The organism is Thalassospira sp. HJ, assembly GCF_000948415.1.
GTDB lineage: Bacteria > Pseudomonadota > Alphaproteobacteria > Rhodospirillales > Thalassospiraceae > Thalassospira.
Map to the genome: position 1 here is coordinate 186039 of NZ_JYII01000006.1, position 24135 is coordinate 210173.

The following is a 24135-nucleotide window of genomic DNA, read 5'->3' on the forward strand; positions in this document are numbered from 1 at the left end:
GACAAAGTGCAAGCCAATTGGAAAATCATACCGGCTTGCAACCATCATGATTGTTCTGGCCCCGCAATTAGATATCATCACCACAAAGCCCACCACGCCCCAAAGGATAAAGACATGATGCAGATCATTACCGCCTCAGACGGCCACATTCTTGATTGCTGGTTTGAAGCGCCGGTTGGCAAACGGCTCGGCGGGATCGTGATCCTTCAGGAAATCTTTGGCGTCACCGATCAACTCAAGGACGTTGCAAGGAAATATGCCGCCCTTGGTTATGAAGTCGCCATCCCCGCTCTGTTTGACCGGATCGAGCGCGGGTCGGTCGTGGCGTTTGATGATTTTGAGCGCGCCCGCAGCCTGATGATGGCATCCGATCTTTCCAACAATCTCAAGGATATTGGTGCCGCCATTCAGGCCTTGGCTGCAAATGGTGGCAAGGTCGCGGTGATCGGTTTTTGCTGGGGTGGCGGGCTGGCTCTTCGTACGGCGCAAACCCTTGATGTCGCAGCAGGCGTTTCATTTTATGGCACGCGCCTGGACCAGTATCTTGATAAACCGCTTTCGGTTCCGTTCCTTGGGCATTTTGGCCTGTCCGATGATCATGTCCCGGTCGAAATGATTGAGGAAGCCAAGGCTGCCCTGCCCGGCATGGAAGTTCACATGTACGAAGCCGGCCATGCGTTTGCCAACGAAGCCCGCCCCTCCTACGTCGCATCGGCCGCCGAAGTGGCGCATGCCCGCACCGTTGAATTCCTGGCCCAACATCTGGCGGGTTAACACAACCGGGATCGACCTTCATCCTTCAGGACACACGCCACCATGCGCATTGCCATCCTCGACGACTGTCAGAACCTCGCCCTGCAATCCGACGACTGGTCCGAAGTCCAGAAATTCGGCGAGATCACGGTGTTCAACGACCCCCTTACGGATCGTGATGCGCTGATCGAGCGTCTTAGACCGTTTGAGATCCTATGTGTCATGCGCGAACGCACCCCGCTTCCGGGCGATCTTCTGCGTGCTCTTCCAAACCTGCGCCTGATCGTCACCACCGGCAAACGCAATGATGCCGTTGACGTCGCGACTGCAAGCGAGTTGGGCATTACGGTCTGCGGCACGGAATCCCCGTCCACCGCAACGCCGGAACTCACCTTTGCCCTGATGCTCGCCCTTGCGCGCAACATCGTTGCCGAAAACGCTTCCATGCACGCGGGCGGCTGGCAGGTCGGGATCGGTCAGGACCTTGCCGGGTCGACCCTGGGCGTTATCGGCCTTGGCCGTTTGGGTGCGAAGGTCGCCAAAATGGCTCAAGCCTTTGACATGAATGTCTGCGCCTGGAGCGCCAACCTGACACCAGAACGCTGCGAAGAACTCGGCGTAACTTTCATGCCCAGCAAGAAAGATTTGCTGCAAGCCTCGGACTTCATCACCATCCACCAACGCCTGTCGGATCGCACCCGCGGGCTGATCAGTGAACCGGATTTCAAGCTTATGAAGCCGACGGCCTATCTCATCAACACATCCCGCGGTCCAATCATTGACGACACCGCTCTGATCAAGGCCCTCAATACCGGCGAGATTGCTGGCGCCGCCCTTGATGTGTATGTCGAGGAACCTCTACCCGCCGACCATCCCCTGCGCCATTGCGAGAACCTGCTGCTCAGTCCGCATCTCGGCTATGTCATCCGCAACACCTGGAAGGTGTTTTATGGCCAGACGGTCGACGCCATTCTGGCTTGGCAACAAGCCAAACCGATCCGGGTGATCACGCCGTAGCAGCTAGGAACAACCATGCTTACTTGCCGGAGAAGTTTTAAATCGCAGAATGCTTGCGATAGCCCGGCGCGAACAGAAGTCTGGCCGATGTAATGCCGGTATTATTTTCCCAGGTGGTACGTTCCATCAGGAAAAGCGATGTGCCGGGATCGGTGCGCAGCACCTTGGCCTCGGTCTCGCTGGCATTGACCGCGGAAAAATAGATATCCCCGCGCGTGTAGGGCGCATGCAGAACCAGCCATTCATTGGCGCTGATTTTATCAAGATCAGCATCAAGGATGGTCGGGGTTGCCGCAATGGATACCCAGCGATCTTCAAACATGAACGGCTTGCCATCGGCCAGATGGAGCGAGGTGATATGCAGCATATCACTTTCCGCCGTCACGCCCAGATTGGCGCAGATTTCCGGCGGCGGTGTGCGCCGTTCGCTAAACAGCAGGCCATAGGCATATTTCTGCCCGCGCCCTTCGATCTCAAGGCGGATCACCGGAATATCAAGTTTCGCACGGCGCACCGGGTGGGCGGCCACGCGTGTGCCAGCCTTACGCCTGCGATCAAGGAAACCTTCGGATGCCAGTTCACGCAGCGCACGGTTTACCGTGGCGCGTGCACAGCCAAGTTGCTCGGCAAGTTCGACTTCCTTGGGGATCAGATCGCCGGGTTTCCACTCACGGGTGTGAATGCGGCGCAGAACCTCGTCATGGACCGATTGCCAGCTTTGCTGTTCCAGGCTGCTCACACTGCTTCCTTGAGTTGTTTCATCACTTTGCGATACCGGCTGGTGATCGCGTCATGGGCGATGTGGTGGCCCTCGGTCACGACGTGGCGACCGGCCGACCAGACATCACGCACCATGCGATCATCTCCGGCGAAGATATATGTATCGAGGATCGTATCGCCTGTCCGGCCGATCAGGTCAACCGCCGAACCATCCAGCGCCATCAAATCGGCCAGTGCACCGACCTCGATCCGGCCGGCGTCACGCCCGGCCGCCTGTGCACCGCCCTTGGCCGCCGCATCATAAATGCGCCGTGCGGTTGATTTCTGTTCGGTTGCCAAAGCCGCGCGGGAATTATCCCGCAGGCGCTGACTGTATTCCAGCGTGCGGAGTTCTTCCGAAAGCGAGATACGAATATTGGAATCCGATCCCACGCCAATCACACCCCCGGCATTGAGATAACGCACACCATCAAAGATACCGTCACCCAGGCTGCTTTCCGTGATCGGGCAAAGGCCCGCAACTGCGCCGGTTTTGGCCAGAGCAAGAGTTTCGTGTTCTTCCATCTGCGTGCAATGGATCAGGCACCAATTTGCGTTCACATCAGCATTCTCAAGCAGCCATTCCGTCGGGCGCTTGCCCCAGCTGTCACGGACCTCATCAACCTCGGCTAGCTGTTCGGCCAGATGCATATGAATGGGCCCGTCCTTGGAAAGCAGGCTGGTGGCAATCAGATCTTCGCGACCAACGGCACGCAAAGAATGCGGTGCAACCCCCATCACCGTATCAGCGGGAAGGTTTTTAACCGCGCGAACAGACTCCTCATACAATTTGATGAACTGGTCGGGATCATTGCCAAAGCGGATCTGGCCCGGGCCGAGCGGGCGTTTGTCACACCCGCCATATTGATAGTGTACGGGCAACAGGGTTAGGCCGATGCCGGTGATTTCGGTGGCGGCGGCAATGCGCTCGGCCATCTCGGCGATATTGTCATACAAATGCCCGCCGGGGCGATGATGCAGGTAATGGAACTCGGTATTATTAGCGTAACCGGCTTCCAGCATTTCCATCTGAACGAAAGCTGCGATCGCCTCCACGTGATCCGGGGTCAGCTGATCGAGGAAGCGGAACATCAATTGCCGCCAGGTCCAGAAGGTATCGCGCGGATCGGGCCCACGCCGTTCCGTCAGGCCAGCCATAGAGCGCTGAAACGCGTGGCTGTGCAGGTTTGAAATCGCCGGAAGAAGGATATCGGTTTTACTTGTGGCATCTGACGGGGCCGCAGAATCGGCCTGAATCGCAGCAATTCTGCCATTCTCATCGATCTCGATCCGGACATTGCTTTGCCAGCCCGCTGTCGTAAGTGCCTGATTTGCCCAAAGAACCTTCATTGCCTCTACCCGTCTTGACAGAAATATTATGTACGTACATATTATCTTTAATAACAAACTTATCAAGGGGTGATGCTTCGCGATGCTGCTTCGAAACGCAAAAATCGTCACGATTGAGGATCAGGACAGCTATGGCCTGATCGAGTGCGGCGCGATTGCCATCAGTAATGGTCTGATTAATTGGGTCGGTGCCGATGACGCCATCCCCGCCCAATATCTTGAAGACACCCCAAATGATCAGATCCGCGACCTTGAGGGTCGCCTGATCACCCCGGCCCTGATTGATTGCCATACCCATGTCGTGCATGGCGGCGACCGCGCGGTCGAATTCGAAATGCGCCTGAAGGGGGCAAGCTACGAAGAAGTTGCCCGTGCCGGCGGCGGCATTGTTTCGACCGTGAAGGCCACCCGCGAAGCATCGATTGATGAGCTTCTGACATCTGCCCTGCCGCGCGTCGATGCGCTGCTGGCCGAGGGCGTGTCGGTGATCGAGGTCAAGTCGGGCTATGGCCTGAACGAAGAGACCGAACTCAACATGCTGCGCGCGGCCCGCAAGATTGCCGATCATCGCGCAGTCCGGATCAAGACCACCTTCCTTGGCGCCCATGCCGTGCCGGTCGAATATAAAGACAATCCGGACGGCTATATTGATGAGGTCTGCATTCCGACCCTGAAAGCCGCCCACGCCGAGGGATTGGTCGATGCGGTTGACGGCTTCTGCGAACGCATTGCCTTTAATACCGATCAGATCAAACGCGTATTTGAGGTTGCCCGCGCCCTTGGCATTCCGGTCAAGCTGCATGCCGAACAGTTGTCCAACATCGGCGGCACCAAGCTGGCCGCCGAGTATGGCGCGCATTCCGTCGATCACGTCGAATACGCGACCGAGGAAGACGCGATTGCCATGGCCAAATCAGGCTCGGTCGCAGTCCTTCTGCCCGGTGCGTTTTACACCCTGCACGAAACCCAACTGCCGCCGATTGAAGCGTTTCGCAAACACGGCGTGCCGATGGCTGTTGCAACCGACTGCAACCCGGGCACATCGCCACTGGCATCGATCCTTCTGACCATGAACATGTCCTGCACGCTGTTCCGTCTGACCCCGGAAGAGGCGCTTGTTGGCGCAACCGCCCATGCCGCACGCGCCCTTGGCCTGTCCGATACCGGGCGGATCAAACCAGGCCTGCGTGCTGATCTTGCCATCTGGAACGCCAAACACCCGGCCGAGCTTTCATATCGCATCGGCTTCAACCCGCTGTTCGAACGCATTGTTGGCGGGGAAAGCACCGCCGTCTGAGCCCAAAGACACCTGCGCTACCGCATCAACCTGTGCCCTTAAGGATAGATTATGACTGTCACCCTTATCCCCGCTTCGGTCAAACTGGCAGAGCTTGAACGCATCTGGCGTGATCAGGTCGCAGTCAAACTTGATCCCGCAGCCCGTGCCGGTGTCGAAGCCGCAAGCGAGATGGTCCGCAAGGCAGCCGAGGGCAGTGAGGCGGTCTATGGTGTGAATACGGGCTTTGGCAAACTGGCCTCAGTCAAGATTGCCCCGGAAGATACCGAAACCCTGCAACGCAACCTGATCCTGAGCCATTGCTGTGGCGTGGGGGAACCGCTTGATATCGCAACCACCCGTTTGATGATGGCACTAAAACTGCTGTCGCTTGGCCGCGGTGCATCAGGTGTGCGCTGGGACCTGATCGAACTGATCGAGGGTATGCTTGCCAAGGGCGTGACGCCGGTTGTGCCGTCGCAAGGATCGGTCGGCGCATCGGGCGATCTGGCGCCACTTGCCCATATGGCAGCCGTCATGATCGGGGCTGGCGAAGCCCACTATGATGGCGAAACCCTGCCTGGCAATGAAGCGCTCGCCAAAGCGGGGCTGACGCCAGTGGTTCTGGGCCCGAAAGAGGGGCTGGCCCTGATTAACGGCACACAGTTTTCGACTGCCTGCGCGCTGGTCGGGCTGTTTTCAGCATGGCGCAATGCGGCAAGTTCAATCGTCACCGCATCGCTTTCGACCGATGCCATCATGGGATCGACCGCCCCGCTGGTTGATGAAATCCATACCCTTCGCGGTCATCCGGGCCAGATCAATGTCGCGCGTGCGATGCGCGATCTGATGACCGGATCGGAAATCCGCGAAAGCCATCGTGAAGGCGATACCCGCGTTCAGGACCCCTATTGCATCCGCTGCCAGCCGCAGGTCACCGGGGCGGCGATGGATTTGCTGCGCTTTGCCGGTCAGACGCTTGAAATCGAAGCCAATGCCGTCACCGACAACCCGCTGGTTCTGAAGGAAGATGGCCGCATCGTTTCGGGCGGCAACTTCCACGCCGAACCGGTCGCCTTTGCCGCCGATCAGATCGCACTTGCCGTTGCCGAAATCGGGGCGATTGCCCAGCGCCGTGTCGCACTGATGGTCGACCCGACCCTGTCGCATGATCTGCCGCCATTCCTGACCCCGGAGCCGGGCCTGAATTCCGGTCTGATGATCGCCGAGGTCACGACGGCAGCGCTGATGAGTGAGAACAAACATCTGGCCAATCCGTGTTCGACCGACAGCACACCGACCAGCGCCAATCAGGAAGACCATGTATCGATGGCCGCCCACGGCGCACGCCGACTGGCACGGATGAATGCCAACCTTTCAAACATCCTTGGTGTCGAGCTGATCTGTGCCGCACAGGGCGTTGAATTCCGTGCACCGCTTAAGACCAGCCCGGGGCTTTTGAATGTTCTGAAATCCGTGCGCGCCGATATCCCGACCGTTAAGGAAGACCGTTACATGGCGCCAGACTTGGCGAAGGCCGCCGAGCTTGTCAGTCAAGGCGCACTTGTGGCTGCCGCCAAGCTGTCGGGCTTTGTCGTCGGAGAGGCTGCATAATCATGACCAACCCGGTTGAAATCAAACGCGGTGATAGCCCGATTGTTTTGGGCCTGCCCCATACCGGCACCTATGTGCCCGATAATATTGCCACAAAGCTGAATGACCGTGGCCGCGAACTGGCCGATACCGACTGGCATATCCATACCCTGTATGACGGGGTACTGGATGGTGCGACGACGGTGCGTGCGACATTCCATCGTTATGTGATTGATGCCAATCGCGATCCCGAAGGCGTCAGCCTTTATCCTGGCCAGAACACCACGACCCTTGTGCCGTTAACCGATTTTGACGGCGAAAACATCTGGGACGTGGCGCCGACCGAAGATGACATCGCCTATCGGGCAGAAAACTTCCATACGCCTTATCATAAGGCACTGGCGGCCGAGCTTGAACGTGTGCGCGCCAAGCATGGTGTGGCGATCCTCTATGATTGCCATTCGATCCGATCGCACATTCCGTTCCTGTTTGACGGCACATTGCCGGACTTCAATGTCGGCACCAATCTGGGCACGACCTGCGATCCGATGATCGAGACGCTGACATCCGAAATCTGTTCGCAGGCCCCAGGATACAGTGCGGTTCTGAACGGTCGTTTCAAGGGGGGCTGGACCACCCGTCATTATGGCCGCCCGGAGATCAATCAGCACGCCATCCAGATGGAACTGGCGCAATCCACCTATCTGACGGCCGAGGAAGCCCCTTGGTCCTATGACGAAAGCCGTGCGGCAAAACTGCGCACGCATCTTACCGAAATCCTGAAGACACTGGCCGATTTGGCCCCAGCACTAAGAGGCAAGTCATGACCAACAATCCGCGTCACAATCAGCGTGATATTTATCCCGACACCGGGAGCGAAATTTCCGCGAAAAGCTGGCTGACCGAAGCGCCGATGCGCATGCTGATGAACAACCTGCATCCGGATGTGGCCGAAAACCCGCATGAGCTGGTTGTCTATGGCGGCATTGGCCGGGCTGCGCGCACCTGGAAAGACTTCGATCAGATCGTTGCCAGCCTCAAGGAACTCGAAGACGACCAGACCCTTCTGGTGCAGTCGGGCAAGCCGGTTGGCGTGTTTCGCACCCATAAGGATGCGCCGCGTGTTCTGATTGCGAACTCCAACCTTGTCCCGCATTGGGCCAACTGGGACCATTTCAACGAACTCGATAAAAAGGGTCTGGCAATGTATGGCCAGATGACCGCGGGGTCGTGGATTTATATCGGGTCACAGGGCATCGTTCAGGGCACCTATGAAACCTTTGTCGAGGCTGGCCGCCAGCATTATGACGGCAACCTGACCGGCAAATGGATCCTGACCGGTGGCCTTGGCGGCATGGGTGGCGCACAGCCGTTGGCAGCTGTAATGGCTGGTGCCTGCTGCCTTGCGGTCGAGTGCGATGAAACCCGTGCCGACTTCCGCCTGCGCACCCGCTATGTCGATGAGAAAACCCATTCGCTTGATGAGGCGCTTGAAATGATCGAGCGCTGGACCAAGGCAGGCGAAGCCAAGTCCGTTGCCCTGATCGGTAACGCAGCCGATGTCTTCCCGGAACTGGTCAAGCGTGGCGTTCGCCCGGATATTGTGACCGACCAGACCTCAGCACATGACCCGGTACATGGATACCTGCCGCAGGGTTGGAGCGTTGCCGAATGGCGCGAAAAACAGGAATCCGACCCCAAGGCAGTTTCCAGAGCCGCGCGCGCATCGATGCGCGTTCAGGTCGAAGCCATGGTTGCCTTCCACGACGCGGGCATTCCGACAGTCGATTACGGCAACAACATCCGTCAGATGGCGCTTGAAGAAGGGTTCGAGAACGCATTTGCCTTCCCGGGCTTCGTTCCGGCCTATATCCGCCCGCTGTTTTGCAAGGGCATTGGTCCGTTCCGCTGGGCAGCCCTTTCGGGTGATCCGGAGGACATCTACAAGACCGACCAGAAGGTCAAGGAACTGATCCCCGATGATCCGCACCTGCATAACTGGCTGGACATGGCACGCGAGCACATTTCCTTCCAGGGGCTGCCGGCACGCATTTGCTGGGTCGGTCTGGGGCAGCGCCATCGCCTTGGCATGGCGTTCAACGAAATGGTCAAGAATGATGAATTGAAAGCCCCGGTCGTGATCGGGCGTGATCATCTTGACAGCGGTTCGGTTGCAAGTCCGAACCGGGAGACCGAAGCTATGAAAGATGGCTCGGATGCGGTCAGTGACTGGCCGCTTTTGAATGCGCTGCTGAACACGGCGTCCGGGGCAACCTGGGTTTCGCTGCATCATGGCGGCGGTGTCGGAATGGGCTTTTCGCAGCATTCCGGCATGGTGATTTGCTGTGACGGCACGGAAGATGCCGCACGCAGGGTCGAACGCGTCCTTTGGAACGATCCGGCAACCGGTGTGATGCGTCATGCGGATGCGGGATATGACATCGCACTGGATTGCGCACGGGAACACGGGCTGAACCTGCCCGGGATTCTCGGCAAATAAGTCGAACTTTCACGTAGGGGCAATGACGATTGCCCTTACATCGCCCTATCAGGGTACATTCAAGGAGGCTTCTTAACATGAAAAGACGTGAATTTCTGACCGCCGGTGTTGCCGGCGCAGGTGCAGCGGCCGCTGCAACATTCGCAACCCCTGCCATCGCACAGGACAAGCGCCAGTGGAACATGGTCACCGCATGGCCGAAAAACCTGCCTGGGCCGGGTGTCGCTGCGCAGAAACTGGCAGACCGTATTACGACCCTTTCGGGTGGTCGTCTTGAAGTCAAACTCCATGCCGCTGGCGAACTGGTACCGGGCAATGGCGTGTTTGATGCAGTTGCCGAAGGCACGGCCGAGATCTATCACGCGGTTCCGGCCTATTGGGGTTCGAAATCCAAAGGCATCCTTCTGTTCGGCTCCCAGCCGTTTGGTCTGCGTGCAGATGAACAGGTTGGCTGGCTGAACTATGGCGGTGGTCAGGAGCTTTATGACGAAATCTATGGTCAGTTCGGCCTGAAGCCGTTCCTGTGCGGCAACTCCGGCCCGCAGTGGGCAGGTTGGTTCCGCAACGAAATCAACTCGGTCGATGACCTTAAGGGTCTTAAGTTCCGTACCACCGGTCTGGCTTCGGAAATGTGTGCGAAACTCGGCATGGCGGTTCAGGCCATGGGCGGTCGTGACATGTTCCAGGCCCTGCAGTCCGGTGCCCTTGATGCCGGTGAGTTCATCGGTCCGTGGAGTGACAGCGCACTTGGCTTCTATCAGGTTGCCAAGAACTACTACTGGCCGGGTGTTGGCGAACCGTCCTCGGCCGAGGAATGCGCGGTTAATGCCAAAGCCTTCGCCGACCTTCCGGAAGACCTGCAGGCGGTTGTGAAGTTCGCAGCAGACAGCCTTTATAACGAAGTCTGGACCGAGTACGAAACCAAGCACGCCATGGCACTGAAACAGCTTGTTGCTGAACAGGGTGTTCAGGTTCGCAAGCTTCCGGATGAAGTTGTCGAAGCTATGGCTGTCGCCGGTGCAGAGGTGATTGCAGAGCTTCGCGAAAGCGACGATGCACTGACCCGCAAAGTCACCGAAAGCTTTGTTGCCTATCGTGACCTGATCGGTGGTTACATGACCTATGCCGATAACGGTCAGATGAATGCACGCGCCAAAGCGCTCGGCTTCTGATAGACGTTATGACCGGTGCTGGAAATATCCGGCACCGGTTACTTTTTTCAGGCGTGCCTTTCGCGGGGAGATGTCATGCAACGCCTTGCTGATGCACTTGACCAGATAAACACCTGGACCGGAATGACCGTGCGCTGGTTCGCACTTCTGATGGTTCTGTTGCAGTTTACCGTGGTCTTGCTGCGCTATGTTTTCGGGTTCAGTTCAATCGCGCTGAATGAAAGCGTGCTTTACCTGCATTCCGCTTTGTTCATGTTGGGGGCGGGCTATACGCTGTTGGTTGATGGCCATGTCCGGGTGGACATTTTCTATGCCGCTGCCACCGACAAGACCAAGGCGCGGATTGATACCTTTGGCTATCTGTTTCTGGCAATTCCATCAATGCTGGCCCTGCTTTACTGGACCTGGCCGTCGGTGATCAATTCGATCTCGATGATGGAAGGGGCGATTTCGGTCGGCGGCATTCCGGCTGTCTGGCTTTTGAAATCGCTGATCCCGGCCTTTTGTATTCTGCTGATTATCCAGTCCGTGGCCTGTCTTCTGAGGCAGGTGATTTTGCTGCGCGGGAATATTGAAGATCAAGGTGGTGCGAAGTAATGGAATATCTTGATCTTTTGATGTTTGCCGCCCTGATGGGCTGCATCCTGCTCGGCTTTCCGGTGTCATTTTCGATTGCCGGAACGGCGATTATTTTCGGCTATCTCGGCTGGCTGACCGATACGATGAATATCGGCCTGATGGGGGCTTTCGGGCAGCGCGTTTTCGGCACGCTGACCAATGATGTTCTGATCGCCATTCCGCTGTTTGTTGTCATGGGTGTGATCCTTGAACGGTCGCGCATTGCCGAAGATTTGCTTCATACCATGGGGCGTCTGTTTGGCCAGTTGCGCGGGGGCTTGGGCATTTCGGTTGTGCTGGTTGGCGCGTTGCTTGCGGCCTCGACCGGCATCGTTGGTGCCACCGTGATTGCCATGGGCATGATTGCCCTGCCGACCATGTTGCGCACGGGGTACAATCCCAAAATGGCGTCTGGCCTTGTCTGTACTGCAGGTACTTTGGGTCAGATCATACCGCCCTCAACGCTTCTGATTATTCTCTCTGACGTGATGTCGTCGGCCTATCAGCAGGCGCAATATGAGCAGGGCAAGTTCACGATCGAAACCATTTCGGTCGGACAGATTTTTGCCGGGGCATTGACCCCGGGCCTGACGCTGGTTGCGATCTATATCCTTTATATCCTGCTGCGCGGCGTGTTCCGCCCGGCCGATATGCCGCCGGTGCAAAGTGATGATGGCCGGCCCAGCCTTGGCGAAGTGGTCGGTGCGGTTCTGCCGCCCGTGCTTCTGATCATTGCCGTACTGGGTGCCATTCTGGGCGGGGTTGCCACCCCGACTGAGGCCGCATCGGTCGGCGCGATTGGTGCGATCCTGATGGCCGGTGTCCGTCAGGGGGCGAACCGCAATCTGGTCCTGACCGGAACCGTCGCACTTTTAATCCTGGCCGTCATGGCCGGGGTAGCACCGGTGCGGTTCCAGCGCAGTGATTTGACCGGTTTTGATTATGCCCTTGGTGTTGGCTACGTCATCTTGGCGATCATCGGGATCGTTGCGATCCTGGCCTGCCTGCGTCAGGCATGGAAAACCGACATTCTGAAATCAGCCCTGACCTCGACCATGACGGTCAGCTCGATGATCTTTGCCACCATCCTGACAGCCAGCATGTTTTCGCTGGTGTTTATCGGGCTGGGTGGTGAGGACCATGTGGCAGAGATTTTGGAATCCATGCCCGGCGGTCCGACGGGTGCGTTGATCTTTTGCATGGCGCTGATCTTTGTTCTCGGCTTCTTCCTTGATTTCGTTGAAATCACGGTGATCCTGCTGCCGCTGATTGCGCCGGGCCTGATCATGATGGGCCACGATCCGGTGTGGCTGGCGATCCTGATTGCGATCAACCTGCAAACATCGTTCCTGACCCCGCCATTTGGCTTCTCGCTGTTCTACCTGCGCAGTGCCGCCCCGCCGGAAATCACCACCGGCCAGATTTATCAGGGTGTGGTCCCGTTCATCGCCCTGCAGCTATTTGGCATCTTCGTGATCTGGCTCTGGCCGTCACTCGCCAATTGGTTGCCGAGTGTGGTGTTCTGATTAAAACGCCAAACAAGATACGAAAGCGCCCTGGACTGTTCCGGGGCGTTTTTTTTGCTTCGGCCGCAAATGTTGAGAAACATGTCATGGCATTGGGCGGACGGAAGCGTAAAGTTGGATTGCAGATCAACGATTGTGCATTCAGGAAAAAAGCGATGGTGCCCCCGGGGAGAATCGAACTCCCTATGAGTATATTATACACCAATCATGTTCGTTGTTTCACAACGATTTAAACGACACTCAAAGCCGATTTGTGCGGCTCATTGAGTCTTTGGTACACACATCCGATACGCATAGCAAGGTCAAAATGGCGGCAAGAACTTCGGGGCTGGCTTTATCGTTCTAACCTTATCCTCGGTTGTTTCCGCTTGAAGGGATGCACTATCTTGCGACGAAGCAAGAGGAAACGCGCTAGCCCGTATAGCATTCTCAACATTCCTGATAAGCCGATACACCTCCCCCTTTCCCTGGCTATCTTTAAAACTCTGGTAAGTTGCCAAAACTCTAGATGATGTTTCTTGAAAACTGGCGTAGTCCGCTTGATACGTTTCCTCGTCTAAAGGGGACCTATCACCCAATGAGGTAAAGAGCCGAACTATTTCCTTCTTCCTCTTTTCAAGCCTTCTATCTGTGATTCGATTAAGTCCAACCTTTGACAAATCATTCTTTGCCCTGTGACGATTTCGGCAAGCAGGTCCATCATGAGATTGAGTGGGCTCTCGCCATCTTCCTGCTCCAAGATTTTTAGAATGTCGTCTGTATTTTTCTTCGTCTTCTGTATTGTGCCTGTGACGTTTTGCAATTGAGCCATTGTGTTCCTCCATTAAGTTGTCGAACTCCATTTTTCTTATTTTTAGTAATCTGTGACAGGCACCAACAAACGTGCCGTTTTCATGCTCAATGACAAAGGCTTTCTCTCCCCGCCTAAGCACAAGATTCATTTCACCCAGTTTCTCTGAGAAAACACTGATGTCAGATGCATCCCTGAACGCCTGCTTTACCTCTTGTTTGAGGGCAGGAAGATGCAAACCTTTCCTTTTAAGTTCTTGATGTTCTGCGGCCCCAAAAGAGGCCACTGGGCGAGGTGTTTCTGCAATGTGAAGAAGGGATGCTGAACAATCCCCCTGAGATGATAGAAATTGCGCAACAGCGCGGTTATGCCTGCCAACCGTCAACTGATGTCCGAATTCCAGTTCCAGTAGCCTAGATATCTTTTCGTTTCTCACTTTGAAAAATTTTGAATCCATAGTTCTTCCCAAAAATCTCTCCGGCACAATCAGATGAAGATGATTGTTAGGACTTCCATCAGACAACTTCTTTGTATGACGAACCAGGATGTAAGGCCTTTCATTTGCATTAAACTCACTCAGGATAAGTTCAACGGCCCTATGCTCGTTCTCATTGCCCATCGGACGCCCAGCGTTGATAGAAATGTGCCTCATAGAGAACTTGCAACCATCAAACTCTGCTTCTCGATGGAACTTTTCAAAATCTCCCTCCCACCCAGCAAGAAGCTCAATACGCTCATTCTCCAAGCCTTTGTGAAGCAGATGGTTCTTGAGGTTTCGAAAACCGCCTGAAGTCCTGATTCTCGTCGTATTCAAAATCATCAGGTCACCTCAGATTGTTTATCTTTTCAGACATCCCCTGAAGCTGGGATTTGATATATACAAGGTCAGCTTGTTCATGTTTGCTATGTGCGTAGCGGGTAAGCTGATTGATGTTGTTGCCAACACAATTTAACTCTGTCTGTACTGAGTAAATTGCTTGGATGAGTTCCCTGTAGCTCTCAATTGTTTTCTTGCGTGCTGCCAAGGCCAAAGACTGTCTGGCCCATACTGATAAATTCATCCCAGAGGTGTTCGCCCCTGATTTGAATAATTTCTTTTCTTGTTCACTAACCCTTATTTTTAGAAACCTATTTCTTGCGACCATAATACGTACCTCCATTATTATTATTGGTTTTAAGGAGTCTACTCGGGGTCAACGGGGCAGAGCCCCTTGCCAGAATGTTTGAGTGCCGTGGGCACGATTAACACGGCTGGCTTACAAAAATAGGCACCTTAATTTTGCTAGGATTGCAAAACCTATGCATAGAACAAGAAATAAAAAAGCTCCCTTCAAATAGAAGGGAGCTCCATTAAAATAAGCACCTATTTTTATTACGATACCCGAGCGGCAGGAACAAACTCTGGCTCCACAACACTTGCAAGTTCGCCATTTTTCAAGCGGCTCATTATCTTACTCCAAGTTGCGGCCTGATAACTTTTCAGGGGTATTACGACGCGGTCATTTTCAAGGTCAGAAAGGTCGTATTCAAGATACAAACCAGTGTTCTGCGCCGCTTTGTTATGCTCCTGACCATTATAGCTCATAACATCAATCGCTTCGGTTGTGGTTGTTCTGCCGATGGCCCGAATGGTATTTGCAACACTCTCTCGCTCTCCCCATTTTCTAATGTCATTCCAAGCGACTGTTCCAGACTTGGCTATTTTCTTTTTGTCCATGCGCACAAATGCAAACGTCTGATTATCTCTAGAAATTGCTATGCCGCCTCTATCACCGGCAACGTAGTAGCCGATATCGTCACCAAGAAATTCTCTGAGCTTTGCTGTCACCGTAAGAGCATTTCTGACCTCGCGGTTTTCCAACCATTGGGGAATGAAGAAACGCCAACCCAAAACCATTGGAAGGGCAAAAAACCACACCATCTCGGTGTTTGGAGATGTAATCGGGATAAGTATCAAACTCGGCAGAAGCCCGCCCAATAGCGCAGCCATCGCCCATAAAATAACACCACTTCCTTTCATATCTTTTTCGAAATGGAGCTTGGTTGCCCTGATTACGACTTTAGCAAGCGGGTCATTGGCTACCTTGTTTTCCAAAGGCTTTCTGGTCAGTCGATACGGCATCCATAAAACCAGCGCGGCGGTAATCAACCAAGGTGTAAATGGTGCCTCATAGAAAGACCTCTGTGACCAGCGCATCTCAGCGTATAGCCCCCCCAGAAGAAAAATCATCAGAGGACCAACCACCACAAGAAATATCACCTGCAGTACCAATCGGTTTTTCAACCAACTACGTTTCTCTGGGATAAATTCACTCGCATTTTCCAACCTTCATACTCCTCTGAGATTGTTACTCATTATCTAATCAGAAAGCACAAATCTTTTACTATAGTAAATGGTTAAAGGCCACTGAAAACACTACCGTCTCGCGATGGACATACGAGAGACGGTTGGCTCAAACTTACGTCGGATAAGGCTTAAAAGCGGTATGAGTCAGGAGGCTCTTTCGCATCGGGCAGGCCTTGCCCCGAGCTTTTTAAGCCAGATTGAAAACGGCAAACGCAGCCCTACAATAACCACACTCGCCGCCCTTGCCGGGGCTTTAAATGTCGAAGTTGTCGAGTTCTTTGCGAAGCAAAAACAAGAGTGAACAACTCAAGTTTTACGAAGCACAATTACCCCATTTCCAGGGTCATATTCATAATCAACTATGGTCCCCGCGAACAGCAACCGGATTGCTTTTTCCACTACGGGCAATGGCAACAGGAACCATTCCCTTGGCTTCACAAACCTGCCAAATCGGTCCTGAATTTCGATATCAAGCCTTGCTTCGCTGAAAAAGCGATGCAGCAGGTTTTCGACCTTTATCGGGTCAACATCCATCAACGCAAAACTGCGCAAAGGATGTACTGGAGCCATTAAAAATGTTGGATCTTCAACCGCATTTCTAATCCTGTCCTCAAGCGTCCCCTTGGTAACACCAATCTTGAACAAATTTCCGTCCAATGCCTTGATAGACGGGTCATTTGAGAGGCTTCTTACGACATAGACAACGCCAGTCAGGACACCTTTTTCAGTGTCATCCACATCCTCAAAAAGTGGCCCACTGACGGGTGAAGATATACGCCTGCCATTCGGGTCTTTGTAAAGCTCGGTAGCAAGTGACCGGAGAAGGTTGTTTCCCTCCATCCCATTGTCAAAAATCACACGCAAACGCGCGTTTTTTTTTCCGTTTCGGATTTGGGTCTCACCGACTTCTGCGACAAAGACAGTAACCCCATTGAGAATGAAGAATTCGCCCGCTTGAATTTCTTGCTCTTTTTGAAACTCAATGGCCTTTCTGCGACCCGACTTCAGGTCTTTCATACACTCATCAAACAGCGGTTCGAATTTGTCGAAATCCTCGCATTTTATACGCTCCGATTTCCAATCAGCCTTGGATACTTTTTTCTGCTCACTGGTTGGAACATTTTTTATATTAAAAATGTCATCTGATTCCGTAGATAAAAGCTCGTCATCAGAATCAAGAATTTCGTCAAGACTCATTGCTGGAAATTCAACTTCGCCAGGCGAGCCTACCGAAGGAACTTCAGCATTTTTTTTTTCAACATCCTTCAACAGATTATGCCGGTCATGAGATGCAAGTATCTCAAGTGCGTTTCTGTCTTTCAGAAGCCCTTTTAAGCGCAACTGCAGATTTCTCTCCGAGACAGAGGGCTTTACTGCACCTGCACCAGGAACATGGCCATACCGGTCAATAAACCGGTTTATCTCTTCGAAACTTGACAGAATCCGCGTTGCTTCGGGGTCAACTTCTTTAACCTTGACCTCGACCTCACCAACAAGCTCATCGTCAAATATGTCATCAAGAGACATCTTAGGCATTGTTCAAACCTGCAGCCATCTCAGCAGCCTTCTTCTTCCGCTTGGCCTCCCTAATCCAGGCCAAGGCCTCAGCCATCCGCTTTTCCATTGGGTTTTGCGAAGCCAAATCCGGTTCACGACCATGCTCTGCGTGAAACTTTTTGATACGTGGATAGAGGACTTCTGCTTCCTCCTTAGACATTGCTATTTTCTTTGCAGTAATAGTTTGATGGATTCGACTTAGAACCGCAGCGTCTACAGATTTGGACATGACCTCATAGGCCAATTGGAACGGATTGATGCTATCAATCAAATCAATATCGAGGTCATCAAGATTGATAAATTTCTCTGCTAGCCGCACGAAACCAAGGTCTTTCTTTGCCTTGGCTTCCTCATCATCAATTTCATCATTGGTGTTCGTGAAAACGGCATTGGCAACGACATGTTGACGGATTTCTTCAATCTCTTCCTCCGTCAAATCTTTGTATTTCTGCTCAATCACCTTTGGAATGAACACCTGATTGACAACTTCCGGGGCAATTTCATCGGGATTCATCGCAGCCCGAAGAACGTCTTCATTCTGGAAAATTGCTGCTGTAAGGTCCGCAATATCACTTTCAATGATTTGCTTCACCTTGTCACTGCTTGGCTCCTTAAAGCCTTTAATCGCAATTTCCGGCCCATCACCAGTTGTCGAAACATCAACATCGGGCTTGGAACCATCAATTTCATCATCGCCTTTATGGGTCTTGAACTTGAAATTCGGCGCAAGCACCTGCTCCATCAACAAGGATGCTGCAATCGCCTTCAGCATATTGTTAACAGCATCAGTCACCCTGTCCTGGGTCGCATCAGGCTCGGCTATCAAATTGGTAAATTGTGCATGTTCTTTACCAGGGGCATCACGGGTGGTTCGCCCGATAATCTGAATTACTTCAGTCAGCGACCCTTTATAGCCAATGGTCAGAGCATGTTCGCACCATATCCAGTCAAAACCTTCCTTTGCCATCCCCAAGGCAATAATAACGTCAAGGTCTTCACGCTTTTCAATTGTCCGAAGGCCTTCAATAACCTGCTCTCGCCCATCCTCCGTAACTAGGTCAGCAACTTTGATAACAACCCCATCCTTGGTCTGAACGCTGTAGAACCCGGTCAAAGGGTCTTGGCTCAGGATTTTTCCCAGATGGTCAATGATACTGTCTGTTTCAAAGTATTTATCCCCCAATGCGGCTGCACCACCAACATGAGGAATATGCACTATGGTTTTCTTGTCCGGGTCCAGAATTTCATTAATCGCGTCGATATATCGGCCTCGATAAAAATGATAGCCTATTCCAAGCGTTTTAAGGTGCTTGTAGCCGTTCAACTGCTCATAATACGTATAGGAAACCCGATTGAACTTTTCTTCGTCCTCTGGCCTTAAAACAGGCGTAGCATCGCCCCGGAAATAAGAACCTGTCATTGCAACCAGATGAGCATTATCTGCCTGAATAAGCAATCTTACCAGTTCGCCCAGCTTACTGGTCGCATCTGCTGACACATGATGAAACTCATCAATTGCCAGCAAGCAATCATCAAAAGCACCAATACCTTTTGTTGCTATGATTTCTTCAAAGGCGAAACGCAGTGTCGAATGGGTGCACACTAGAATTTCATCATCTGACTCCATAAAACTCAGAAATGACTGAACTTTGCCCTTTGCACCGCCTGCCTTGCAAAGGTTCCATTCATCTTCAACTTGCCAATCCCTAAAAAATCCATGCTCAGTCAGGTTGGTATTCTTGAACGAAGAACCAATGGAACGCTCGGGAACAGCTACAATAACTTTTCGAATGCCCTGATTTTCAAGCTTATCGAGACCGATAAACATCAATGCACGGGATTTGCCTGATGCAGGTGGGGCTTTCACGAGAAGATACTGGGAATGCCTGTTTTGAAAAACTCTGGCCTGCATTGCCCTCATGCCCATCTTATTAGAGGCTTGGCTTTCTCCAGACCTGGCATAATTCACTCTGACGAAATCCTGCATCTATCCAGCCTTTTTCCTGGTCATTTTCGCATACATCTTGAAAAGGTGCTCAAGGCGCTCCGTATCGTTTTTAAATGGCTCGTCCCGATACATAGCCTCAAAAACCTCATCGAGTTTTCGATGCACCTTCAGTAAGTCCTCAGGCATTTTCTTAGGGTCATACAAGCTTCTCAGGTTTTTTCCTGCATGAGCACCTCTCGCTTCGATAATTTCCCAAGCCAAGCCTTCAAGAGTCTCCTTTTCTCCTTCTGAGAGTTTGGGGAGAGGAAAGGTATTGTAAACTAGTGTATTCGAATACCTAGGGTCAGATTTAAGGCGTCCAGCAACTGCTAATGTCCAAACCATATGAATTTTCGAAGACAATACAGAGAAGATATATATTTCCGGGTCGTAAATCACTTGAAGTGCATCGGTTAATATTGTCTCTGAAGACACTAACCCAATTGGAAGATAAAATCTGTTTTCCGATGTTGTTCTAGGAACAACAATCATCGAGTCTGTAGCCTCATGTATATATCTGAAACGATACGGAATGTGGGCAAGTGACCGAGCAACCTCTCCACCATTCTCTCTATATTCCTTAACAGACAAGACTCTTCTTTTAATTGGTGGAATAAGTAATGCTTCCGCTAAATCATCTTTATTTAACCAAATAACGTATCTCGATATACCAGACATAAAGTCATTAGCAGATTGGACAGGGCGCAGGTATTTCTCGGATTCTGGATATTCAGAAACCAAATTATCCTTTTCGTCTGATTCTAGGATTAAAAATCCCCCGTCAATTGCCTGATTTCCCATAACCAATTCGGGTCTATCAGGCGGAGCGGCACTAATTTTACCGACAAATATAGTGTCAGATGCTGTCAAGTAAGGGGATATATTACCCACCAATGATTTCTGACCGTCACAGTAAAGATATTTAGGTTGCGTAGATTTTCTTCTTATTCCAACAACCACACATTTAACAGAAGCATTTTTCTTAGCATTATTACTCCATTGGAAGGTTGTATGCGCAAAGTCGATTTCAACATCATGCTTAAATAATTCATACCAAAACAAAGATACTGACTGCCCTTGGCACACAGAATTCGTTGCCACGAACGCAGCTTTCCCATCAGAAATCTGCAAATATTTGGCAGATTTTTCAAACCACGCACAAACATAATCCAGACTATTTACACCTGTGTATCCCTTCAAAACATGACGAATATCTTTCTTTTGGTCTGTTTTTTGCTCTCTCGCCCCCAAAAAAGGTGGATTACCTGCTATATAAGTTTCATGAATGTCAGATGGTGGGCAAATCTCTGCCCAATCAAGAAAGCATGCATTCCCATGAAAAACATTGCCACTTTCAGTCAAAGGAAGAGCAGGAGGAGCATCCCCAAAGATATCAGCAAATTTCCGATTCATTTGATATTCAGCTATCCAGAGCGACAGCTTTGCTGTTTCAGAGGCAAAATCGGCAAATTCGATACCATAAAAGTTGGAAAGCTTAACCTCTGACCATTTCCAACCCAGTTCACCGGTTAATTCTCTGAGGCGCTTGTAAATTCGCAATTCAAGCTTACGGAGTTCCCGATAGGCAATAATAAGGAAGTTGCCAGAGCCACAGGCGGGGTCAAATACTCGTATTTTTGCCAACCTTTGATGCAACTTATTCAGCTTGCCTACACTGTCCTGGCTGTCTGCAAATTGCTTTTCCAAATCCAGCAAAAACAAGGGCTGAAGCACCTTCATAATATTGGGGACAGAGGTGTAGTGCATCCCCAAGTCACCACGCATTCCAGGCTCAACAACCGCCTGAATCATGGAACCAAATATATCTGGATTAATTTCCCGCCAGTTTAGGCGTGCTGCCTCAATCAGTAGGCGGCGAGACAGCCGTGTAAACTTTGGAATTTCAATACGGTCTTTGAACAATCCTCCGTTTACGTAGGGGAAGGCACATACAAAGCCCGGAAGATTTACTCTTTCTTTGTCAGACGTATCCATGACCGTGAAAATCTGGTCAAGAAAATGGCCTACGTCTCCACCATTAATATCAGTATATTCATTCAACGATTTGGAGAATAAATCCTGCTCAAAAATCCCCGTGTCTTCTGCGAACATGCAAAACAGAACCCGGGTCAGAAACAGGTTTATCGTGTGAACGTGTCCTTCATCGTTCCAATCAGGATTATCGGCTAGTACAGCGTCATAGAACTTTGCCAGGCGGCCTGCGGCCCTGATATCCGCCAGAGCTTCTTCAACAGCTTCGTATCGCTCAATACCGGCAAGCGACAAGAAGAAGTCGAAACTCTCATTCAGCGCCGAAAAATCACCATGTTGATAAATTTCTCTACTCCGGTCATAGGCAGAGAATTTCACCCCATCGGTCACCAAAAGATACTGTGGCTTATGGGTCTTGGTCAGACCTTCATCCATCATGGCATCGAGCGCTTGTTCTACATCACCTTCTTTACAGGGCTTGCAGTACAGCTTCTTGGGCCACAGGAGCTCCCCCTGCCCCGCAGCCTTATTCATGGTTCCTTTGAGCTTCGTGACAGTTGCTTTTGGGACCTTAAAACACTCGATGAACTGAAATGGGAACCCTGCCTTATCAAATTCGTGTTCTGCGATGGTAGCCAGAGCCATTTCAATTTCAGCAATATTCATTCTTCTTTGGTCCTTGGTGAGCTTGATGCTTCTTAAAGAATAAGGTGTCACAGAACTAAGGGTATTGGAGAGCTTCAATCTTCCCCAGATAATAGTATGACCTTGAAACGGTCTGCTCTCTCTATTCGAAAGATAAGATGACAGCATCATAACGTAGACAGTCTTTGCAACCTAAAAGATACCGGTTATCCGTTATCTCACTCTGTTTTGCTGACATGCCCCGTTGCAGGACTAACACCCCTACCCTGAAGAGGAGGCCGGAACCTCCCTTTCAAAAACCCAATTAGACAAACAATGGTTACCTAATTATATTTCCTAAAACATTTTCTAAAACATTTACCACAACATTGGAATCATCATTATTTTATATCAGGATTCAAATCAAACAATTAAAAACAACAAATCATATCTTGATATTTATTACGTAACCACCGGAGGTTATTCTCCTCCTATGCTTCGCATATTTATTAGTTACAGGCCATATTTGACACCACAAACATAACATGTGATAAAATAAATACGCTGAAAACATTCAAAACCAACACATACAGAACAATTAAATATCATAAACAAATCAAAACGGTTTATAATAATTTATCGATATTTCTAATAACGGTGCTTTTTGATACGCCTGATTCCGCTGCAATAGCATCCACAGTAGCGTCTCCACCATTTGCAATAATTCTGCCAACAGCCGCCCTTATAAGCTCAATGTTATTTGTTTTCCTTCTTTTCAGATTTTTTCTTTCGTATTTTGTTCTGGTATCAATCAAAACATTTAAATTAAGCCCATTCATTTCAGAGCTTTCGACCTTAAGTTTATCTATCAGAGTATCCTTCTTGTAGGTGTAAACCGGCGTAATTAACCTACCCCTGAACTCGACTTTTTCGCCTCTTCTATGACGAGACACTCGGTCAAGAAGACTGGACAGATAGTGTTGAAACTCATCATCAACATAACTGCAAGAAAGCCACTGTTTAGCCCAAGTGAGTATTTCTTGCTTAACGTCAGCCGCCTTGTCGTCAGCAAGGGCTGTAGCTATCTGACAGGCCCCGGTAAAACCATAGAGGTCTCTGTATCTCTCGGGAACCGTAGCCCCTCCAAAACGGGCTTTAATCAAGCTTTCAATATCGCACAAAACCTTCCACGCGAAGTCTTGTCGTGTGAAATTCCCGGCAGAAATAACTCGTCTTTTGGCCTTTTCACTCTTGTAGGAAACAACCTTACAACGCTTCGACTCTGAAGAAGCCTCATATGGCTCAAAAACCTCGTCACAAAACATTTCAAAATCATGGAATTCAGAAGTTTGATGAAGAATTCTGACTGCAGCGCCGGTCTTCGTATTGATACTTCCAACGACACGAAGAACCCTGGACACATCAAATGCCGCTGGGTCCGCACCGAATTGTGAAAATTTTTTAATTAATGCCTTATTGAGGGCCTCCAGCTTTCTGCCAGCCTGTTTCTGAATATAGCTAGAAAATGCCCATTTCAAATATATCCCCCTCCCGGAATCGATAATGCTCGTAGGAAAAGGAATAGCTTCATCACGGATAAAATCGATAATCTGCCCAACCACTTGGTCCTTGGATAACCCCAAAAGCATCGGAACATTATAATAATCAATATCCACCCAAGCGTGATTGAAATACTTCAGATTTATCTTCTTCCTGCTTTTCCCGTCAAATACACTTTGAGTGATATAGAAATCATTCAAATTCTGCTTGTTCTCATATATGAAAGGCATCTGTTTCATATGGTAAAATTTTTGAAACATTCCCTTTTGTGTTTTTTGCAGGGTTGCAAACATACCACCTTCTGGATACTTAAAGTCCTCTATTTGCAACACATTTTCTGATTTTAATAACGCGACCATTTAAAGCTCCTTTTTATTATTGATTTAATCATATATTAAATTATAATAAAAATCAATTAATAAAAAAGGATAAAATAATATGGATATATTTTCAAAAAAGAGAATTAAAAGATTTGAACATGAGGTTGAGCTTCTAGTTCTTTCCTTAAGGAGCACAACCAACAAATTCGAAATGAAGTTTTATGATGGAAGCTGGAAGCAAACTGACGAGGATACATACACTGATTTACACGAGACACTGGACAGCATGACGACCGATATCAAGAAGCTGGCAGAGGCACTGGACAAGCTGTAACCCTTCGATAGGTTCAATTTATCCCAATTTCTCGGCTTGAACCATTCTATCCAAAGAAGT

General features: G+C 50.9%; 20 protein-coding genes. 11 read left to right on the forward strand and 9 right to left on the reverse strand.

The window, feature by feature from the left end:
* The first annotated feature begins 114 nt into the window (after nt 1-114).
* Together UF64_RS02825 and UF64_RS02830 are read left to right on the forward strand one after the other, a co-directional pair.
* Nucleotides 115-774: a dienelactone hydrolase family protein gene (locus tag UF64_RS02825; RefSeq protein ID WP_052657423.1), complete on the forward strand. Its 660-nt coding sequence runs from the start codon at nt 115-117 to the stop codon at nt 772-774.
* Nucleotides 775-816: 42 nt separating this feature from the next.
* Nucleotides 817-1770: a D-2-hydroxyacid dehydrogenase family protein gene (locus tag UF64_RS02830; RefSeq protein ID WP_044827096.1), complete on the forward strand. Its 954-nt coding sequence runs from the start codon at nt 817-819 to the stop codon at nt 1768-1770.
* A gap of 37 nt (nt 1771-1807) precedes the next feature.
* Here UF64_RS02830 and UF64_RS02835 read toward each other — a convergent pair whose 3' ends face one another.
* The gene (locus tag UF64_RS02835) at nt 1808-2509 is read right to left on the reverse strand and encodes a GntR family transcriptional regulator (protein WP_044827097.1); all 702 of its coding nucleotides are present in this window, start codon (nt 2507-2509) and stop codon (nt 1808-1810) included.
* A complete protein-coding gene (locus UF64_RS02840) occupies nt 2506-3879 on the reverse strand; it encodes a formimidoylglutamate deiminase (protein WP_044827098.1) in 1374 nt (457 codons plus the stop codon). Before UF64_RS02840 ends, UF64_RS02835 begins: the two co-directional genes overlap by 4 nt.
* 82 nt (nt 3880-3961) lie before the next feature.
* Here UF64_RS02840 and hutI point away from each other — a divergent pair, with 82 nt between their 5' ends.
* From hutI to UF64_RS02875, 7 genes are all read left to right on the forward strand, one after another.
* Complete coding sequence (hutI, locus tag UF64_RS02845; protein ID WP_044827099.1) at nt 3962-5176, forward strand: imidazolonepropionase; 1215 nt, start codon at nt 3962-3964, stop codon at nt 5174-5176.
* A gap of 51 nt (nt 5177-5227) precedes the next feature.
* Entirely contained in the window at nt 5228-6769 is a 1542-nt protein-coding gene (gene hutH, locus UF64_RS02850; protein WP_044827100.1) for a histidine ammonia-lyase, read from the forward strand.
* Nucleotides 6770-6771: 2 nt separating this feature from the next.
* Complete coding sequence (hutG, locus tag UF64_RS02855; RefSeq protein WP_044827101.1) at nt 6772-7575, forward strand: N-formylglutamate deformylase; 804 nt, start codon at nt 6772-6774, stop codon at nt 7573-7575.
* On the forward strand, nt 7572-9248 hold the full coding sequence (hutU, locus tag UF64_RS02860) for a urocanate hydratase (RefSeq protein WP_044827102.1): 1677 nt from the start codon (nt 7572-7574) through the stop codon (nt 9246-9248). The genes hutG and hutU overlap by 4 nt, the downstream gene beginning before the upstream one ends.
* A gap of 77 nt (nt 9249-9325) precedes the next feature.
* The gene (locus tag UF64_RS02865) at nt 9326-10420 is read left to right on the forward strand and encodes a TRAP transporter substrate-binding protein (RefSeq protein ID WP_044827103.1); all 1095 of its coding nucleotides are present in this window, start codon (nt 9326-9328) and stop codon (nt 10418-10420) included.
* Nucleotides 10421-10495: 75 nt separating this feature from the next.
* Nucleotides 10496-11017: a TRAP transporter small permease subunit gene (locus UF64_RS02870; RefSeq protein ID WP_044827104.1), complete on the forward strand. Its 522-nt coding sequence runs from the start codon at nt 10496-10498 to the stop codon at nt 11015-11017.
* Nucleotides 11017-12564 (forward strand): TRAP transporter large permease subunit, encoded by a 1548-nt coding sequence (locus UF64_RS02875; protein WP_044827105.1) that lies wholly within the window; start codon nt 11017-11019, stop codon nt 12562-12564. Before UF64_RS02870 ends, UF64_RS02875 begins: the two co-directional genes overlap by 1 nt.
* A 302-nt stretch (nt 12565-12866) precedes the next feature.
* Here UF64_RS02875 and UF64_RS02880 read toward each other — a convergent pair whose 3' ends face one another.
* The 3 genes from UF64_RS02880 to UF64_RS02890 form a co-directional block, all read right to left on the reverse strand.
* Nucleotides 12867-14174, reverse strand: coding sequence for a hypothetical protein (locus UF64_RS02880; RefSeq protein WP_044827106.1), 1308 nt, complete (start codon nt 14172-14174; stop codon nt 12867-12869).
* A gap of 4 nt (nt 14175-14178) precedes the next feature.
* Complete coding sequence (gene mobC, locus UF64_RS02885; protein WP_044827107.1) at nt 14179-14514, reverse strand: plasmid mobilization relaxosome protein MobC; 336 nt, start codon at nt 14512-14514, stop codon at nt 14179-14181.
* Between the two features lie 212 nt (nt 14515-14726).
* Complete coding sequence (locus tag UF64_RS02890) at nt 14727-15680, reverse strand: hypothetical protein (protein ID WP_044827108.1); 954 nt, start codon at nt 15678-15680, stop codon at nt 14727-14729.
* Between the two features lie 103 nt (nt 15681-15783).
* Here UF64_RS02890 and UF64_RS21130 point away from each other — a divergent pair, with 103 nt between their 5' ends.
* Nucleotides 15784-16002 (forward strand): helix-turn-helix domain-containing protein, encoded by a 219-nt coding sequence (locus UF64_RS21130; RefSeq protein ID WP_044827109.1) that lies wholly within the window; start codon nt 15784-15786, stop codon nt 16000-16002.
* A 5-nt stretch (nt 16003-16007) separates the two neighbouring features.
* Here the strand turns inward: UF64_RS21130 and UF64_RS02900 are convergent, their stop codons facing one another.
* The 4 genes from UF64_RS02900 to UF64_RS02915 all read right to left on the reverse strand — a co-directional run bounded on the left by UF64_RS02900 (nt 16008) and on the right by UF64_RS02915 (nt 23780).
* The gene (locus tag UF64_RS02900) at nt 16008-17228 is read right to left on the reverse strand and encodes a GIY-YIG nuclease family protein (protein ID WP_052657424.1); all 1221 of its coding nucleotides are present in this window, start codon (nt 17226-17228) and stop codon (nt 16008-16010) included.
* Nucleotide 17229: 1 nt separating this feature from the next.
* Entirely contained in the window at nt 17230-19245 is a 2016-nt protein-coding gene (locus tag UF64_RS02905) for a DEAD/DEAH box helicase (RefSeq protein ID WP_044827111.1), read from the reverse strand.
* Nucleotides 19246-21903 (reverse strand): DNA methyltransferase, encoded by a 2658-nt coding sequence (locus UF64_RS02910; protein WP_044827112.1) that lies wholly within the window; start codon nt 21901-21903, stop codon nt 19246-19248.
* A gap of 584 nt (nt 21904-22487) precedes the next feature.
* Nucleotides 22488-23780: a hypothetical protein gene (locus UF64_RS02915; RefSeq protein WP_044827113.1), complete on the reverse strand. Its 1293-nt coding sequence runs from the start codon at nt 23778-23780 to the stop codon at nt 22488-22490.
* A gap of 172 nt (nt 23781-23952) precedes the next feature.
* Here UF64_RS02915 and UF64_RS21050 point away from each other — a divergent pair, with 172 nt between their 5' ends.
* Nucleotides 23953-24075, forward strand: coding sequence for a hypothetical protein (locus UF64_RS21050; protein WP_255353078.1), 123 nt, complete (start codon nt 23953-23955; stop codon nt 24073-24075).
* Nucleotides 24076-24135: the final 60 nt, after the last annotated feature.